This window comes from Amycolatopsis sp. WAC 01416 (assembly GCF_003947485.1).
Taxonomy (GTDB): domain Bacteria; phylum Actinomycetota; class Actinomycetes; order Mycobacteriales; family Pseudonocardiaceae; genus Amycolatopsis.
The window spans coordinates 53,652-69,483 of the sequence record NZ_QHHX01000004.1; the positions used below are offsets into that span (position 1 = coordinate 53,652).

Genomic DNA, 15,832 nt, shown 5'->3' on the forward strand with positions numbered 1-15,832 from the left:
CTCCCATGTACATAGCCACTAGTCGGGCGGCAGTAGACGTACCGAAAAGCAGCGGCGTGAAGCGGGCCGTCACCGGGAATGTCGTCGCGCTCGGCCTGGTCAGCCTCGTCACCGACATCTCGTCGGAGATGGTGACCGCGGTCCTCCCGCTCTACCTCGTTCTCGGTCTCGGCCTGAGCCCGCTGCAGTTCGGCGTGCTCGACGGTCTCTATTCCGGCGTCACCGCCGTCGTCCGGCTCGTCGGCGGGCATCTCGCGGACCGGTGGCAGCGGCTCAAAGCCGTCGCCTGCTTCGGTTACGGGCTTTCGGCGCTGGGCAAGATCGGCCTGATGCTGGCTGGTTCGTCCGCCGTCGCGATCGGTGCCGTCCTCGCGGCCGACCGCACCGGCAAAGGCGTCCGGACCGCGCCGCGGGACGCGCTGATCACGCTGAGCAGTGAACCCGAACATCTCGGCCGCGCGTTCGGCGTGCACCGCGCGATGGACACCTTCGGCGCGTTCCTCGGCCCGCTGGTCGCCATGGCCGTGCTGTGGCTCAGCCTCGGCAGCTACGACTCGGTGTTCTTCACGAGCTTCTGCATCGCCGCGATCGGCGTGATCATCCTGCTGGTGCTGGTCAAGGACCACCAGCCGAAGCCGAACGCCGTACGGCCCAAGGTCTCGCTGCGGGAGACCGCGGGCCTGATCCGGCAGGCGTCGTTCCGCCGGATCTGCGTGTGGGCGGCGTTGCTGGGACTGGTCACCCTGAGCGATTCGTTCCTCTATCTCGTACTGCAGCGCCGCTGGGATCTCGGCGCGGTCTTCTTTCCCTTGCTGCCACTGGGAACCGCGGGTGTGTACCTGTTGCTCGCCGTGCCGTTCGGCAGGCTTTCGGACCGGATCGGCCGCTGGAAGGTGTTCCTCGGCGGACACGTCGCGCTGGTCGTCGCGCTGCTGGCGCTGCTGGGACCGGTGGACGGCGGCATCCTCGCCGTACTGGCGCTGGTGCTGCACGGAGTCTTCTACGCCGCCACCGACGGGGTCCTGATGGCCGCCGCCGGACCGCTGCTTCCCGAGCATCAACGGGCGAGCGGACTGGCGCTGGTGCAGACCGGGCAGGCGACGACGCGGATGCTCGCGTCCGTCCTTTTCGGGCTCGCCTGGACCACGTGGGATCTGCACGCCGCGGTTCTGGTCGCCGCCGGCGCGCTGGCGGTGGTGGTCGTCGCGGCCGCCGTTATCCGTCCTTTGAGGACACACGCATGAGGGCGCGCATCCTGGGGGTGGCAGGTGCGGTCGTCCTCCTGATCGCGGCCGCCGTCGGCTACGGGATCCACTCCCGCGACCGCGGGCCGGAGGTGAACTCCGTCGCCGTCGTCACCGGGCAGCCGGTTTCGGTGCAGGCCAAGGGACAGCTGCTGTTCCGCAACACAGCTGAAGGCCCCGACTTCGGCCATCTCGCCACGGTCCCCGTCGACCGGCCGGGCGAACCCCGGAAGGTGTCCGGGCTCAGCTGTGACCGCTTCGCCGCTTCGGCGGGGACCGCGCTGTGCCTGTCCGCGCAGCCGGGGGTGCTGCCGCCGATGACCGACGTCATCGTGCTGGACAAGGACCTCAACGAGATCCGCCGGATCGAACTGCCCGGCACCCCCAGCCGCGGCCGGGTCTCGCCGGACGGGAAGCTTGCCTACTGGACGCTGTTCGTCAACGGCGATTCCTATGCGGAGACCGGGTTTTCGACCAGGGCCGGGATCTTCGACCTGAGGACCGGGAAGTTGATGAAGAGCATCGAGGAGATGGGGCTCCTGCTCGACGGCAAGCCGTACTACTCGTCCGACGTGAACTACTGGGGGATCACCTTCACCCCCGACGGCAAGCGGTTCTACGCGACCGTGGGGACGAAGGGGAAGACGTACCTGGTCGAGGCGGACTACGAGAAGCTCGTCGCGACGATGATCCGGGAGAACGTCGAATGCCCGTCCCTTTCGCCGGACGGGAAGCGGATCGCCTTCAAGAAACGGGTTTCCGCCGATCTCGCGGCGCCGTGGCGGCTGGCCGTCCTCGATCTGGCCTCCGGACAGGAGACCTTGCTGGCCGAGACACGGAGCGTGGACGACCAGGCCGCCTGGCTCGATGACCAGACCATCGCGTACGGGCTGGACTCGGGGATCTGGGCGGTTCCGGCGGACGGGAGCGGGGCGGCCCGGTTGGTGGTCGAGCGCGGGGCGTCGCCTGCGGGAGTGTAGTGGCCCGGTGGGTCGTGAGTGGCGATTCGGGTTCTAACCCGAATCGCCACTCACGACCCAGCCACGCCCAACGCTTCCGCCTGCTCCCGGAACACGTCGTACGCCGCCTTCCCGAACAGCACGAACCGCACCAGCTCTACCGAACACGATCCGGTCGAAAGCGTGCTCAGCACGGTCTCGAGGGCGATCTCCGCCGCGGACTCGACCGGCCACCGGTAGATCCCGGTCGAGATCGCGGGGAAGGCGACGGTGTGCGCGCCGAGATCGGCGGCGACGTGCAGCGAGTTGCGGTGGCACGCCGCCAGTAGCGCCGAGCGGTCTTCGGAATCGGACCACACCGGCCCGACGGTGTGCACCACCCAGCGCGCCGGAAGGCGGCCCGCCGTGGTGGCGACCGCCTCTCCGGTCTTCAGCCCCTTGCCGTAGTGCCCCGCGCGCAGTGCCCGGCATTCGGCGAGGATCTCCGGTCCGCCGCGGCGGTGGATCGCGCCGTCCACCCCGCCGCCGCCGAGCAGTGCCGAATTCGCGGCGTTGACCACGACGTCGACCTGCTGTTCGGTGATGTCGCCTTCGACCAGTTCGATCTTCATGATCGCTCCGTCAGTCGTTGAAGTACTCGATCAGTACCGGGGCAACCGCCTTCGGCTTGAGCATATGCGTCTGGCCTTCGATCGTCCGGTGCTCGGCGCCGGGGACCGCCTTCGCCAGCGCGGCGACGCCGTTGCGGATCCACGCGGGGCTCTTGCCGCCGTCCATGACCAGCGTCGGCACCGAAACGTCCGCCCAGCGGCCCTCGGGCAGCGGGGTGCCGTCGTGCAGGCCGTCGAACAGGGCGGCGTCGTAGCGCAGGGTCGGCGCGACCTTCTTCAGCTTCGGCCAGGCGGGCATGAACTGCATCATGAAGACGACCGGAGCGGGGACGCGGACGCCTTCCCGCATGAAGGTCTTGATCGCGGTGCCGGGACGCCCGGTGGCGATGGCCTTCTCCAGCCGTTCGTCGTAGTCGGCCGGGACCGGCGGACGGGTGTCGTCGACGACCAGCGGGAATTCGTACACCGCCAGTTTCGTGATCGGGAGCCCGGCTTTCGCGGCTTCGAGGGCGAGCGCGGCGCCGGACGAGATGCCGTAGACGTGCGCCGTCCCACCCGCTTCCTTGATCAGCGCCGCGATGTCCTCGACTTCGCGGGCGATGGAGAACGGCTCGGTGTCGCCGCTTTCGCCGCGGCCACGGCGGTCGTAGGTGTAGACGGTGAAGTGCGCGGCAAGTTCGGCGGCCAGCGGCTTGGCCGGGCCGAACTCGCGGTGGCACATCGCGCCGTCGACCAGGATGACGGCCGGGCCGGAGCCGGTGCGGGTGTAGGCGATGGAGGTGCCGTCTTGCGAGGTCACGGTGCTCATGGCGGGAATTCTCCTCGAGTGGTCTAGCGAGCGGAACGGGCTGTGTGGACGACGACGGCGGTGACCCAGCCCCAGGCCAGCATCACGGTGGCCCAGAAGGCGAGCATCACGACGGCGTTCGCGTTGCCGGAGCTGATCCCGGCGAACGAGGCGAAGAACGCGATGCCGGTGGCGCGGGAGTAGACGGCCCAGCCGCGGCGGCCCTCACGGGAGAAGCGGCTCGCGAGCACGAAGGTCGCGACGATCAGCGAGAGGAAGCCGACCGAGCCGGCGGCCATGTGCAGGACGCCCGCGGTGCTGATGGTGCCCGGGCCGCTGCCCGCGGGGAAGCCGTTGCCGGGGTCGGCCTTGAAAACCGCGGCGAAGAGCAGGCTGGCGCCGAAGACGCCCAGCAGTCGTGGACCCCACGTGCTGCCTATGCCCGGTTCGAGCGTCCGGCTCAGGCCGATCGCGCCCGCGATCATCAGGACGCCGGTGAGCAGGAAGTTCGTCACCTGGATCCAGCCGGCGTCGCCGTTGCTCAGCATGCTCGCCGGGTGCTTCGTCAGGTCGAAACCGTCGCGGACGGCGGCCTGGGTGAGCGTGGTCAGGAAGTACAGCGGGCCCGAAACCGCGCCGCAGACGAGCAGGGTGCGGGCGGGGAGTGCGACGTGGGTCCGGGTGGCGGCGATCGTCATCGTTTCGGCCTTTCGGGGCGGGAGTTCGTTGGGCACAACTCTCGCTCCGAAAGCCTCAATTGTCAAGACAAAAAAAATTGTCGGTGGCACCGGATGCGACGCCGGAGGTGTCGCAACCAGGTGACTACTTGCTGTTTCGCAAGGTCAGGAGGGTGATCTCGCTCGGCGCGAAGACGCGCAGCGGCGGTCCCCAGAAGCCGGTGCCCCGGCTCGTGTACAGCTGCGTGCGCTCGCCGTGGCGCGAAAGCCCGGCCAGGACGGGCTGATCGAGCCGGACCAAGAGGTGGAACGGCCAGATCTGGCCACCGTGGGTGTGCCCGGAGATCTGGAGGTCGATGCCCGCCTCGGCGGCCTGCTTGACCTGCTTCGGCTGGTGGGCGAGCAGGACGACCGGCGTGCTCGCGGCGACGCCGTCGAGCGCGGCGGGGAGGTCGGGGCCGTGGCCGGGCAGGCCGGAGGCAGCGCCGGTCGGGTCGTCGATCCCGGCGAAGACGAGCGTGTCCCCGCCCTGATGGACCTTCGCGTGCCGGTTGTGCAGCGTGTCCCAGCCGAGGTCGCGCATGTGGTCGAGCCAGGCCTGCGCCTCACCGAAGTACTCGTGGTTGCCGGTGATGTAGAACTTGCCGAGTTTCGCCCGCACCTTCCCGAGCGGCGCGACCTGCTGTGCGCGTTTGGCGACGGAACCGTCGGCGAGGTCGCCCGCGTGGGCGACGACGTCGGCGTCGAGTTCGTTGACCACCTCGACGACCTTCTCCGACCATTTCGTCCGGTTCAGCGGGCCGAAATGGGTGTCGGTGATGATCGCGAAACGGAGACCGTCGAGGCCCGCGCCCAGCCGGGGGAGCACGACGTCGAGCTCCTTGAGCCTCGGCACGCGCCGGGCTTCGGTCATCCCGTACGCCGCCAGCGCCGCGAAGGCCGCCAGCACGACGCCGGACACGATTCCCGCCGCACTGTCCACTCCGGACATCGCGAGTACGAGCCGTAGCACGTTTCCGAGTATCGACAAGGAGAACAGCAGCCAGATCAGCCCGAGGGAGAGGTCGCCGATCTTCGCGGCGAGGTCGCGCTGCCACGGGCCGTGGCCGAGGACCATGCACGCGGGCACGGCGATAGCCGCGGCGGCGAACACGATCGTGCCGAGGACTTCGAGCGCGGCGGGGAGTTCGGGCGAGCCGACGATCGTCCACCACGGCACACCGAACAGGAGGGCGAGAACGGCGATCAGCGCGGCGACGCGGACAAGGATGCGGGGCATGATGTCGGCCAGACTAACAGACCAATGGTCTCTACCGCCGTCTTCGCTGAGGGGCCTCTCAGGTACGTAGGCGGGCGTACGCGCGATGTCGCTTCACGGCTGACGCTTTTCGCCGCGAGCCGGAAGACACTTTTCGGCATGAGGGAATCGCGGACGATCGAACGCGTCGCCTACGTGGCCGGAGCACTCCTGTTCCTCGGTGGACTCGTGCACGCGGGAGCGCTGATCGTGTCCGGTGGCTCGTGGACCGGGCCGTTGTCGATGCGGAAAGCGGTCACGTTCGGCCTGTCGTTCGGGCTGACCCTGGTCACCGTCGCTTGGGCGACTTCGTACGTCGCGGTGCGGCCGCGGGTGCGGAACGTGCTGCTCGGCGTCTTCACCGCGGCGAGCGTTGTCGAGACGGTGCTGGTGAGCATGCAGGCGTGGCGCGGGGTGCCGTCGCATTTCAACTTCGAGACCGGCTTCGACAACGCGGTGTCGACCACGCTCGCGGCGGGCGGCGGCGTGATCATCCTGACAGCGATCTCGTTCACCGCGGCGGCGATGCGCGGCGAAGGGGAGACCACGCCGAGCATGCGGCTCGCGGTGCGATCCGGGCTCGTCGCGCTGCTGGTGGCGCTCGGCGCGGGTGCGGCGATGATCGCGAGCGGCGTCGTCGAGGCGCGAGGCGGGAACCCGCAGGCCGCGTACACCACCGCCGGCGCGCTGAAGCCACTCCACGCGGTGGCGATGCACGCGATCCTCATCCTGCCGGGACTCGCGTGGCTGCTGCGGTTCGCGGACTGGACGGAACGGCGGCGCGTGCGGCTGGTGTGGGCGGCGATCGGCGCCTACGCCGTGCTGACCGCTGTCGTGGGGCTGGAGTCGGTGACGGGGGTTTCGCCGCTGGCGGCTTCGCCTGTCGAGATGGTGACTTCGGGGCTTGCTTTGGTGGTGTTGGGGCTTATCGGTGCGGTGGCTGTTCGTGAAGCGGTTCGGCGTCGGTCCCGGGTGCTATGAAAGGCCCCTTCATTGCGAAATTTGCAATGAAGGGGCCTTTCATAGCGCGCGCTACTGGCCCACGTAAGCGCGAAGGTGCTGCGCTGTGAGCGTGTCACCGGAGGCGACCAGATCGGCCGGAGTCCCCGTGAACACCACCTGACCCCCGTCCGAACCGGCGCCCGGCCCGAGATCGACGATCCAGTCCGCGTGCGCCATCACCGCCTGGTGATGCTCGATGACCACCACCGTGTTCCCGTCGTCGACGAGCCGGTCGAGCAGCCCCAGCAACTGGTCGACGTCGGCGAGGTGCAGGCCGGTGGTCGGTTCGTCGAGGACGTAGGTCGCGGACTTCTCCGCCATCCGGATGGCGAGTTTGATCCGCTGCCGTTCGCCGCCGGACAGCGTCGTGAGCGGCTGCCCGAGCCCGAGGTAGCCGAGGCCGACGTCGGAAAGCCGGTCCAGGATCGTCCGCGCCTGACCCGAGGTGAAGAACTCGCGCGCCTCGGCGACCGGCATGGCGAGGACCTCGCTGATGTTCTTGCCCCGCAGCGTGTACGTCAGCACCTTCGCGGTGAACCGCTTGCCATCGCATTCCTCGCAGACCGTCGCCACCCCGGCCATCATCGCCAGGTCGGTGTAGATGAGACCGATGCCCTTGCACTTCGGGCAGGCGCCTTCGGAGTTCGCGCTGAACAGGGCCGCCTTGACGCCGTTGGCCTTGGCGAACGCGGTGCGGATCGGGTCGAGCAGGCCGGTGTAGGTCGCCGGGTTGCTCCGCCGCGAGCCGCGGATGGCCGACTGGTCGAGCACCACCACGTCGTCCCTTGTGGACAGTGAACCGTGGATGAGCGAGCTCTTGCCCGAACCGGCGACCCCGGTGACCACGGTCAGCACGCCCAGCGGGATGTCGACGTCGACACCGCGCAGGTTGTGCCTGGTCGCGTTCCGAATCGGGATCTGCCCGCGTGCCACGCGGACGTCGGTACGCAGCCTCGCCCGGTGGTCCAGATGCCGCCCGGTCAGCGTGCCGGACGCGCGCAGCCCGGCGACGTCGCCGGTGAAGCAGATCTGCCCGCCGTTCGGCCCGGCGCCGGGACCGAGGTCCACGACGTGGTCGGCGATCACGATGGTCTCCGGCTTGTGCTCGACGACGAGCACCGTGTTCCCCTTGTCCTTCAAGAGAAGCAGCAAGCCGTTCATACGCTGGATGTCGTGGGGGTGCAGGCCGACGGTCGGTTCGTCGAAGACGTAGGTGACGTCGGTGAGGCTGGAACCCAGGTGCCGCACCATCTTCACGCGCTGCGCTTCCCCGCCCGAGAGTGTCCCGGACTCACGGTCGAGGCTCAGGTAGCCGAGGCCGATCTCCACCAGCGACTCGAGGGTGCCGCGCAGTGTCTGCATCAGCGGGCCGACCGACGGATCGTCGATCTTGCGGACGAAATCGGCCAGATCGCTGATCTGCATCGACGAGCAGTCGGCGATGTTCAGGCCCTCGATCTTCGACGACAACGCCGCCTGGTTCAGCCGGGCCCCTTCGCACGCCGGGCACAGCTCGAAGGTGATCGCGCGGTCCACGAAAGCCCGGCCGTGCGCCTGCATCGACTCCTTGTCCTTCGACAGGAACAGCCGCTGGACCTTCACCAACAGGCCTTCGTAGGTGGTGTTCAGCCCGCCGAGCTTCATCTTGGTGGCGGGTTTGTGCATGAAATCTTCCCACTGCTGCGGCGTGTAGTCCTTCAGCTTCACGGCCGGATCGACGAATCCGGCTTCCGCCAGCCCCTTCCAGTACCAGCCGCCGGGCGCGAAGTTCGGGACGGTGATCGCCCCTTCGTCGAGCGAAAGCTCCTTGTCGACGAGCTGGTCGATGTCGATGGTGGAGACCTTCCCCAGCCCCTCGCATTCGGGGCACATCCCCTCGGGAAGGTTGAAGCTGAACGCCCCCGAAGTCCCGATGTGCGGCTGTCCCAGCCTGCTGAAGACGATCCGCAGCATCGTGTGCGCGTCGGTCGCGGTGCCGACCGTGGACCGCGAGTTGGCGCCCATCCGCTCCTGGTCGACGACGATCGCGGCGCTCAGGTTCCGCAGCGCGTCCACGTCCGGCCGTCCGACCGGGGCCATGAAGGACTGGATGAACGCGGTGTAGGTCTCGTTGATCAGCCGCTGTGATTCCGCGGCGATGGTGCCGAACACCAAGGACGACTTCCCCGAGCCCGAGACACCGGTGAAGACGGTGAGGCGGCGTTTGGGGATGTCGACCGAGACGTCGGCGAGGTTGTTCTCTCTGGCTCCGCGCACCTGGATCATGTCGTGGCTGTCGGCGGCCGAAGGCATGGCTCTCCCCTGATTGGAACTCTTTAGCCTGTAAAGTGAGGGTAGCAGAGGTTGGTTTATGCTGTAAGGAGTTGGCAAGTGGTCGTCTACGCGGCTCAAGGAGACCCCTGGCGGTCGATGGCACTGCTGTGGCGGACCGAGTCGCCGGACGCCGAGCGGCCCGGCCCCAAACCGGGGCTTTCGGTGGAGCTGATCGTCGAAACCGCCATCGCCATCGCGGACGCCGAAGGAATGGCGGGCCTTTCGATGCGTGCCGTCGGGGACAGGCTCGGCCGCACGGCCATGGCGCTGTACACCTATGTCCCCAGCAAGAGTGAACTGCTCGATCTCATGTACGACAAGGCGCTCGCCGAGCTGCCGGGTTCCTACGACGGGGAAGACTGGCGGGCCGACGCCGGGCGCTGGGCCGAGGATCTGTGGGACTTCTACCTGCGGCATCCCTGGGTCCTCCAGGTCTCGCAGGCGCGGCCGGTGCTGGGGCCGAACGAGTACGTCGTACTGGAGGCGCTGGTGAAGATCCTGCGCCGGACCGGATTGCGTCCGGCGGCGCTGCGACGGCTGGTCAGCGCGCTGTACTCGTGCGTGCGCGAGCCTGCCAGGACGGCATCGGAGTCGCGGTTGGCGGAAAAGGTGACAGGGCAGTCCGACGACGAGTGGTGGTATGCCCGGTCCGCGCAGCTGCGGGAGGTTTCCCCGGACTTCGCCGAGCGGTTCCCGACGCTGACCTGGATGGAGAGCGAGCAGGCATTCCGGATGGAGGACGAGACCGTGTCCTATCTGGAGCAGGAGGCGAGGGAGGCCTTCGAGTTCTCGCTGGCCGTTCTCCTGGACGGAATCGAAGTCGCGATGAAAGCGGAGTAGCCTTCTCCGCATGCCCAGTGATTTCGCCTTGAAGACCATGAACGCCGTCCATCGCGTCATCCAGAAGGTCAGCGGCGGCCGCGCCGGCTGGCAGGTCGCCGGGATGACCGTGCTCGAACTGACCACCATCGGCCGCAAATCCGGTCAGCCGCGCACCGTGCTGCTGACCTCGCCGCTGCGGGAGGGCGACGCGTACGTCATCGTGGCGTCCCGCGGTGGCGACGACCAGCACCCGGCTTGGTTCCTCAACCTCCGCGACAACCCGGACGTGCAGGTCACCCTGAAGGGCGAAAGCCCGCAGCCGATGGTCGCGAGCGTCGCCGACGCCGGGCAGCGCGCCCGTCTATGGCCCAAGATCACCGCGGACTACAAGAACTACGCGCAGTACCAGACCAAGACCGAGCGGGAGATCCCCGTGGTGCTGCTGTCGCCCAAAGCGTAGGTACGCGTCCGGTCCGGTGGTCGTGAGTGGGGATTCGGGTTAGAGCCAAGGGTGTCTTGGGTACCTATATGGCTTCCGGCTGCGCGTGAAGGCCCCCTTCCCTCGGCTCAGCCGAGGAAACTCGACCTTCATGTACCTCAGGCCGGGCAAGAGGGCGCCGGCGCCGCCCGGCTCGGCATCCCCCGCACGGGCCGGGTCCATCGGCCCTACCGGCGAGTCGGTAAGCCGGGGACCGTGGATCTCGACGTAGTACACGACGAGAACGCGGGGATGCCGATGTCCGACTCCTTGGCTCTCGAAACGCTCGACCGCGAGCAGTGCCTGTCACTGCTCGCGGGCGTCGGGCTGGGCCGGGTGGTGTTCACCTCCCGTGCCCTGCCGGCGATCCAGCCCGCGCGGTTCGCGCTCCACCACGGCGCGATCGTGGTCCGGACGCCGTCACAGAGCGCGTTGTTCGCCGGGATACTCGACAGTGTGGTGGCGTTCGCGGTCGACGAGTTCTCCGCGGATCTCGGGAAGGGCTGGTTCGTCACCGTCCTCGGCCGCGTCGCCGAGGTGCGTGATCCGATCGTGATCGCCGAGCTGGAGACCTTGCCGCTGTGCTGCTGGACTGGTCAGACGGACGCGCGCTATCTCCGCATCCCGATCGAGTCGGTCACCGGTCGGAGGATCCTCGGCGGTCGCGGTAACGAAGCACAGTCCGTGATCGACGCACCAGATGAGCGATCCGGGCGCGTTTGTCATTCCTGACCCCCACTGCCCGGGGAGTTACTCCGGGACGGTGACGCCAGTGCGGCGGGTGAGTGCGGCGAGTGACGCCAAGGCGCCCAGGATTCTGGACGCGGTGGCCGGGATCGCCCACGATCTCAGTCTCCCCGACGTCCTGCGGCGCCTGGTCGAATCGGCCTGCGACCTGACCGGTGCGCCGTTCGGCGCGCTGAGCGTGCTCGATTCCGACGAGTTCATCCGCTTCGGCGACGCCTGGGTGCGGCCGCCGTCCGAGGACGAGTCCCTGGTGGTGCCGATCCGCCTGCGCGGCCGCATCTTCGGGATGCTGTACCTCGCCCGCAAACCGGACGGCGAGGAGTTCACCGAAGCCGAAGATGACCTGCTCGTCGCGCTCACCGCGGCGGCCGGTGTGGTGATCGAGAACGCCGCGCTGTTCGAGCAGGTGCAGCGGCGCGAACGCTGGCTCGAAGCCTCCTATCACGTCACCGGCGCGCTCCTGACGGACCAGGATCCGACCGCGACCCTGCGCCTGATCGCCGAGCGCGCCCGCGTCGTCGCCGGCGGTTCGGCGGGGGCGGTCGCCCGTCCGTGCGGCGACGGGATGCTGGTGTTCGAGATCGTCGAGCCGCCGGGGCCGGACGCCGACCGGATCGCCGGGGTCACCGTGCCGACCGAGGGCACCGCGACCGGGCTGGCGTACACGAGCGGCAAACCCGTCGTGGTCCGGGAGTACGGCGACAAGGTGATCGAGCACCAGGGTGGCCGCGGCGTCACGATGCCTGCGATGGTCAAGGACCTGGATTCCACGGTAGCCGTCCCGCTGATCGTCGGCGAGGAGAAGCTCGGCGTCCTGGTGGTGGCGAAGTTCCGCGACAAGACCCCGTTCTCCGCCTACGACGTGCAGCTCGCCGAGACCTTCGCCGCGCACGCCGCGCTCGCGGTCGAATTCGCCCGTGCGCAGCAGGACAGGCAGCGGCTCGCCGTCTTCGAGGACCGCGACCGGATCGCCCGCGACCTGCACGACCTGGTGATCCAGCGGCTGTTCGCGATCGGGCTCGGCCTGGAGGGGCTCAGCAGGCTGACAGGCGAGTCCGCGGTCTCCGACCGTGTGGCCGGCTTCGCGCACGAGATCGACCGCACGATCCGCGAGATCCGCAACAGCATCTTTTCGCTGCAGGAACCGGCCGAGGCGCAGGGCAGTCTCCGGTCGGAGCTGCTGCGCGTCGCGCTCGACGCGGGCTGCGCGTCCGAGCCGAGGGTCGGCTTCGACGGCCCGCTCGACTCGGCGGTGCCGGAAACGGTCCGCTCGGACCTCATCGCGACCCTGCGGGAAGCACTGTCCAATGTGGTCAGACACGCGGCGGCATCGGAGGTGTCGGTCGACGTCTCGGTCGATCGCGACGGGCGTCGGCTGGAACTTTCGGTGGTGGACGACGGCGTCGGCATGCCCGCCGAACCCGGCCATCGCAGCGGCGTGGCGAACCTCGCCGAACGCGCGGCCCGCTGGAACGGCGCCTTCGCCGTCGAAGCGAGGCCGGAAGGCGGGACGAGGCTCGACTGGTCGGTGGAGCTGCCGGCCCGACAGGGGAGTGTGGGATGACGATTTCGGTGTTCCTGCTGGACGATCACGAACTCGTCCGCACCGGGCTGAAGACCGTCTTCGAGGCGGAAGACGATCTCACGGTGGTCGGCGAGGCGTCCACGGCCGCCGAGGCCTACGTACGGATCCCCGCGGTCAAACCGCAGGTCGCGGTGCTCGACGTCCGGCTTCCGGACGGTGAGGGGGTCAGCGTCTGCCGGGAGATCCGGGCGTCCATCGACCCGCCGCCCGCCTGCCTGATGCTGACGTCCTATTCGGACGACGACGCGTTGTTCGGCGCGATCATGGCGGGCGCGGCCGGGTACATGCTCAAGCAGGTCTCCGGCAGTGCGCTCGTCAAGGCCGTCCGCACCGTCGCCGCGGGAGGATCGCTCCTGGACAGCACGCTGACGGCGTCGGTGATGAACCGGCTGCGCGGCGAGAGCGACGCCCCGGACCCGCGTTACGAACAGCTGAGCCCGCAGGAGCGGCGGGTGCTCGACCACATCGCCGACGGGCTGACCAACCGCCAGATCGCGGAAAAGCTGTACCTGGCGGAGAAGACGGTCAAGAACTACGTGTCGTCCTTGCTGCACAAGCTCGGTTTCGAACGCCGCACCGCCGCCGCTGTCTACGCCTCTCAACGCCGCAAGCCGTCCTTCTAGAAGAGCGTGAGGCCGTCGGCGAAAGCGGGATTCTCCTTCAGCACGCGGCGCAGCTCGTTGAGCGCCCGGTGCTGGGTGACGCGCACCGCGCCCGCGCTCGCCATGCCCAGCGCGCTCGCGGTCTCGTCGGCGCTGAACCCGAGGATCACGCGGAGCACGAGCACATCCCGCTGCTTCGTCGAAAGGAACTTGAACAGCCGGGACAACCGGCGGCTCAGGTCCGCCTTCTCGACCTCTTCGAACGTCGGATTCCACGGCCCGTCCTGATCGGGCTCCGGATCGGGCACTGGCGCGGACGGGTCGCGAGCGAGGTTCCGGCGGACGTCGGCGACCTTGTGCGAGGCGATCCCGAAGACGTACGGCAGAAAGCTGGTGTCCTGGTAGTTGTAGCGCGGCAAGGCGACGAGGACGGCCATCAAGACCTCCTGCGCGCAGTCGTCGGCGGTGGAGATGCCGCGCATCGTGCCGCCGAGCCTGCCGGCGCAGTAGCGGAACACGATCGGCCGGAGAAGGGTCAGCAGACTCCCGACGGCCCGCCGGTCACCGCCGATGGCCGCGCGGATCAGTTCGCCGTCCGGTTCTCCCGGGCGGGGCTGATATGTCGGCCGTACGACTTCGGTCACGGTCATCACGCCGGAAGGGCCGTTCTCGGTGCGTGCCTGTGCGTTGCCATCGTCCCCACCTCCCGAAAGCCCCCAGCCCTGTTTGGTTCCTCCGACGTTACGGAGTACGTCCGCGCGTCACACCGGTAAAGCAGCCCTGAGTAATCGGGTCTTTAGGCACTGGTGCGTCCTTGCTATGGACTTTCCGCATATTGGTCTAGACAATTAGCCCAGCGCGGCGGCAGGCCGCCCTTTCACGGAGGAATCGCGATGAGGCGTTCCAGATCCTTGGCCTTTCTGGCCGTTTTGGTGCTCACCTTCACCGGCCTGATCACGGGCGGCGGCACCGCGAACGCGGCCAACCTGCTCCTCAACCCCGGCTTCGAGGCGGGCTCGACGTCCGGCTGGTCCTGCGCGGCGGGCGCGGCCGTGAGCACCCCGGTCCGTTCGGGCGGTTACGCCGTTTCGGTCACGCCCGGCTCGACGACCGGGAAATGCGCACAGACGGTGTCCGTCCGGCCGAACACGACCTACGCGGTTTCCGCCTGGGTGAACGGGAACCCGGTGTACCTCGGGGTCACGGGCGGGCCGTCGACCTGGACGGCGGCGACCTCGTACACGCAGCTGTCGCTTTCGTTCACGACGTCGGCCACGCAGACGACGGCCGAGGTGTACGTCCACGGCTGGTACGGGTCGGGCACCTTCTACGCGGACGACATCAGCCTCGACGGGCCCGGCGGTGGCACCCCCGGTGCGCCGCCGACGCCGGGGAATCCGGCCGTGGGCACGGTGACGAATTCGTCGATCGCGCTGTCGTGGGGTGCCTCGGCGGGCACGGTGACCGGCTACCGCGTGTACGAGGGCGGGACCGTGGTCGCGACGGTGACCGGGACTTCGGCGACGATCTCGGGGCTGGCGGCCTGTTCCTCGCACAACTACTCGGTGGCCGCGTACAACAGCACGGGCGAATCGCCGAAGACGGCGGAGGCGAGCGCCACGACTTCCGGTTGCGTCGACACCGGTCTGCCGAAACACGCGCTGATCGGTTACCTGCACGCGAGCTTCGCCAACGGCTCCGGCTACACGCGGATGGCCGACGTCCCGGCGGCGTGGGACATCATCAACCTGGCCTTCGGCGAGCCGACTTCGGTGACCTCCGGCGACATCCGCTTCACGCGGTGCCCGGTCGCGGAATGCCCGGCCGTGGAAAGCGACGCGGACTTCATCGCCGCGATCCGCGCGAAGCAGGCGCAGGGTAAGAAGGTGCTGATCTCCATCGGTGGGCAGAACGGCCAGGTCCAGCTGACCACGACCGCGGCACGTGACGCTTTCGTCAGTTCGGTCTCGGCGATCATCGACCGGTACGGATTGAACGGGCTCGACATCGACTTCGAGGGCCACTCGCTGTACCTCAACTCCGGCGACAACGACTTCCGCAACCCGACCACGCCGGTGATCGTCAACCTCATTTCGGCACTGAAGACGCTGAAAGGCAAGTACGGAGCGGGATTCATGCTCACGATGGCGCCCGAGACGTTCTTCGTGCAGACCGGCTACCAGTACTACGGCGGCCTCGGCGGCGCCGACAACCGGACCGGTTCGTACCTGCCGGTGATCCACGCGATGCGGGACGCGCTGACCGTCTTGCACGTCCAGGACTACAACTCCGGGCCGGTGATGGGCCTGGACAACCAGTACCACTTCATGGGCGGCGCGGACTTCCACATCGCGATGACCGACATGATCAAGGCGGGCTTCACCGTGTCCTCGACCGGTTTCCGGTTCCCGGGGCTGCGGGAGGACCAGATCGCGTTCGGCCTGCCTGCCGCGGTGAGCGCGGGCAACGGGCACACCGCGCCCGCCGCGGTGCATTCGGCGCTGAACTGCCTGGTGAAGAACTCCGGCTGCGGGTCGTATTCCTTGCGCGGCGGCGCTTCGCCGGCGTTGCGCGGACTGATGACGTGGTCGATCAACTGGGACCGGTACTACGGCTGGGAGTTCCAGAACGCCCACGAACCGTTCCTGAACGCCCTGCCCTGACGGCTTGCCTGGGCCCCCTTCGCAATTAGGTGACTAGTTGCGAAG

At 68.5% G+C, this 15,832-nt stretch carries 15 protein-coding genes; 9 read left to right on the forward strand and 6 right to left on the reverse strand.

Translation table 11 applies throughout. From position 1 onward, the window contains the following. Positions 1-5 precede the first annotated feature (5 nt). On the forward strand, positions 6-1,244 hold the full coding sequence (locus DL990_RS14005; RefSeq protein ID WP_125785028.1) for an MFS transporter: 1,239 nt from the start codon (positions 6-8) through the stop codon (positions 1,242-1,244). Further along, positions 1,241-2,224 (forward strand): PD40 domain-containing protein, encoded by a 984-nt coding sequence (locus tag DL990_RS14010; protein ID WP_125798951.1) that lies wholly within the window; start codon positions 1,241-1,243, stop codon positions 2,222-2,224. The genes DL990_RS14005 and DL990_RS14010 overlap by 4 nt, the downstream gene beginning before the upstream one ends. A gap of 50 nt (positions 2,225-2,274) precedes the next feature. Here the strand turns inward: DL990_RS14010 and DL990_RS14015 are convergent, their stop codons facing one another. From DL990_RS14015 to DL990_RS14030, 4 genes are all read right to left on the reverse strand, one after another. Beyond that, the gene (locus DL990_RS14015) at positions 2,275-2,814 is read right to left on the reverse strand and encodes an O-acetyl-ADP-ribose deacetylase (RefSeq protein WP_125786918.1); all 540 of its coding nucleotides are present in this window, start codon (positions 2,812-2,814) and stop codon (positions 2,275-2,277) included. A gap of 10 nt (positions 2,815-2,824) precedes the next feature. Then, a complete protein-coding gene (locus DL990_RS14020; protein ID WP_125786917.1) occupies positions 2,825-3,622 on the reverse strand; it encodes an alpha/beta fold hydrolase in 798 nt (265 codons plus the stop codon). Between the two features lie 23 nt (positions 3,623-3,645). Continuing rightward, the gene (locus DL990_RS14025) at positions 3,646-4,299 is read right to left on the reverse strand and encodes a DUF998 domain-containing protein (protein WP_125798952.1); all 654 of its coding nucleotides are present in this window, start codon (positions 4,297-4,299) and stop codon (positions 3,646-3,648) included. Positions 4,300-4,423: 124 nt separating this feature from the next. Continuing rightward, on the reverse strand, positions 4,424-5,557 hold the full coding sequence (locus DL990_RS14030) for a metallophosphoesterase (RefSeq protein WP_125786915.1): 1,134 nt from the start codon (positions 5,555-5,557) through the stop codon (positions 4,424-4,426). 138 nt (positions 5,558-5,695) lie between these two features. Here DL990_RS14030 and DL990_RS14035 point away from each other — a divergent pair, with 138 nt between their 5' ends. Then, complete coding sequence (locus tag DL990_RS14035; RefSeq protein ID WP_125798953.1) at positions 5,696-6,556, forward strand: hypothetical protein; 861 nt, start codon at positions 5,696-5,698, stop codon at positions 6,554-6,556. A 51-nt stretch (positions 6,557-6,607) separates the two neighbouring features. Here DL990_RS14035 and DL990_RS14040 read toward each other — a convergent pair whose 3' ends face one another. Next, the gene (locus DL990_RS14040) at positions 6,608-8,869 is read right to left on the reverse strand and encodes an excinuclease ABC subunit UvrA (protein ID WP_125786913.1); all 2,262 of its coding nucleotides are present in this window, start codon (positions 8,867-8,869) and stop codon (positions 6,608-6,610) included. A gap of 78 nt (positions 8,870-8,947) precedes the next feature. Here DL990_RS14040 and DL990_RS14045 point away from each other — a divergent pair, with 78 nt between their 5' ends. From DL990_RS14045 to DL990_RS14065, 5 genes are all read left to right on the forward strand, one after another. Further along, on the forward strand, positions 8,948-9,730 hold the full coding sequence (locus DL990_RS14045; protein ID WP_125798954.1) for a TetR/AcrR family transcriptional regulator C-terminal domain-containing protein: 783 nt from the start codon (positions 8,948-8,950) through the stop codon (positions 9,728-9,730). A gap of 10 nt (positions 9,731-9,740) precedes the next feature. Further along, positions 9,741-10,172 carry a nitroreductase family deazaflavin-dependent oxidoreductase gene (locus tag DL990_RS14050; protein WP_125786911.1) on the forward strand — a complete coding sequence of 144 codons (432 nt, stop codon included), beginning with the start codon at positions 9,741-9,743 and terminating at the stop codon, positions 10,170-10,172. Between the two features lie 270 nt (positions 10,173-10,442). Next, a complete protein-coding gene (locus tag DL990_RS14055; protein WP_125799249.1) occupies positions 10,443-10,922 on the forward strand; it encodes a pyridoxamine 5'-phosphate oxidase family protein in 480 nt (159 codons plus the stop codon). 31 nt (positions 10,923-10,953) lie between these two features. Further along, positions 10,954-12,501: a GAF domain-containing protein gene (locus tag DL990_RS14060; protein ID WP_125798955.1), complete on the forward strand. Its 1,548-nt coding sequence runs from the start codon at positions 10,954-10,956 to the stop codon at positions 12,499-12,501. Next, positions 12,498-13,145 (forward strand): response regulator transcription factor, encoded by a 648-nt coding sequence (locus DL990_RS14065; RefSeq protein WP_125798956.1) that lies wholly within the window; start codon positions 12,498-12,500, stop codon positions 13,143-13,145. Before DL990_RS14060 ends, DL990_RS14065 begins: the two co-directional genes overlap by 4 nt. Here the strand turns inward: DL990_RS14065 and DL990_RS14070 are convergent. Next, positions 13,142-13,774, reverse strand: coding sequence for a sigma-70 family RNA polymerase sigma factor (locus tag DL990_RS14070; RefSeq protein WP_125798957.1), 633 nt, complete (start codon positions 13,772-13,774; stop codon positions 13,142-13,144). The two genes, DL990_RS14065 and DL990_RS14070, sit on opposite strands and share 4 nt — an antisense overlap. A gap of 243 nt (positions 13,775-14,017) precedes the next feature. Between DL990_RS14070 and DL990_RS14075 the strand changes: the two genes are divergently transcribed. Then, on the forward strand, positions 14,018-15,787 hold the full coding sequence (locus DL990_RS14075; protein ID WP_125798958.1) for a chitinase: 1,770 nt from the start codon (positions 14,018-14,020) through the stop codon (positions 15,785-15,787). Positions 15,788-15,832: the final 45 nt, after the last annotated feature.

What these genes read in the sequence shown, in the direction of transcription:
- DL990_RS14055 (WP_125799249.1), top strand. Translation starts at nt 10,443, where the DNA reads ATGCCGATGTCCGACTCCTTGGCTCTCGAAACGCTCGACCGCGAGCAG.
- DL990_RS14065 (WP_125798956.1), top strand. Translation starts at nt 12,498, where the DNA reads ATGACGATTTCGGTGTTCCTGCTGGACGATCACGAACTCGTCCGCACC.
- DL990_RS14075 (WP_125798958.1), top strand. Translation starts at nt 14,018, where the DNA reads ATGAGGCGTTCCAGATCCTTGGCCTTTCTGGCCGTTTTGGTGCTCACC.
- DL990_RS14010 (WP_125798951.1), top strand. Translation starts at nt 1,241, where the DNA reads ATGAGGGCGCGCATCCTGGGGGTGGCAGGTGCGGTCGTCCTCCTGATC.
- DL990_RS14040 (WP_125786913.1), bottom strand. Translation starts at nt 8,869, where the DNA reads ATGCCTTCGGCCGCCGACAGCCACGACATGATCCAGGTGCGCGGAGCC.
- DL990_RS14070 (WP_125798957.1), bottom strand. Translation starts at nt 13,774, where the DNA reads ATGACCGTGACCGAAGTCGTACGGCCGACATATCAGCCCCGCCCGGGA.
- DL990_RS14005 (WP_125785028.1), top strand. Translation starts at nt 6, where the DNA reads ATGTACATAGCCACTAGTCGGGCGGCAGTAGACGTACCGAAAAGCAGC.
- DL990_RS14035 (WP_125798953.1), top strand. Translation starts at nt 5,696, where the DNA reads ATGAGGGAATCGCGGACGATCGAACGCGTCGCCTACGTGGCCGGAGCA.
- DL990_RS14020 (WP_125786917.1), bottom strand. Translation starts at nt 3,622, where the DNA reads ATGAGCACCGTGACCTCGCAAGACGGCACCTCCATCGCCTACACCCGC.
- DL990_RS14050 (WP_125786911.1), top strand. Translation starts at nt 9,741, where the DNA reads ATGCCCAGTGATTTCGCCTTGAAGACCATGAACGCCGTCCATCGCGTC.
- DL990_RS14030 (WP_125786915.1), bottom strand. Translation starts at nt 5,557, where the DNA reads ATGCCCCGCATCCTTGTCCGCGTCGCCGCGCTGATCGCCGTTCTCGCC.
- DL990_RS14015 (WP_125786918.1), bottom strand. Translation starts at nt 2,814, where the DNA reads ATGAAGATCGAACTGGTCGAAGGCGACATCACCGAACAGCAGGTCGAC.
- DL990_RS14025 (WP_125798952.1), bottom strand. Translation starts at nt 4,299, where the DNA reads ATGACGATCGCCGCCACCCGGACCCACGTCGCACTCCCCGCCCGCACC.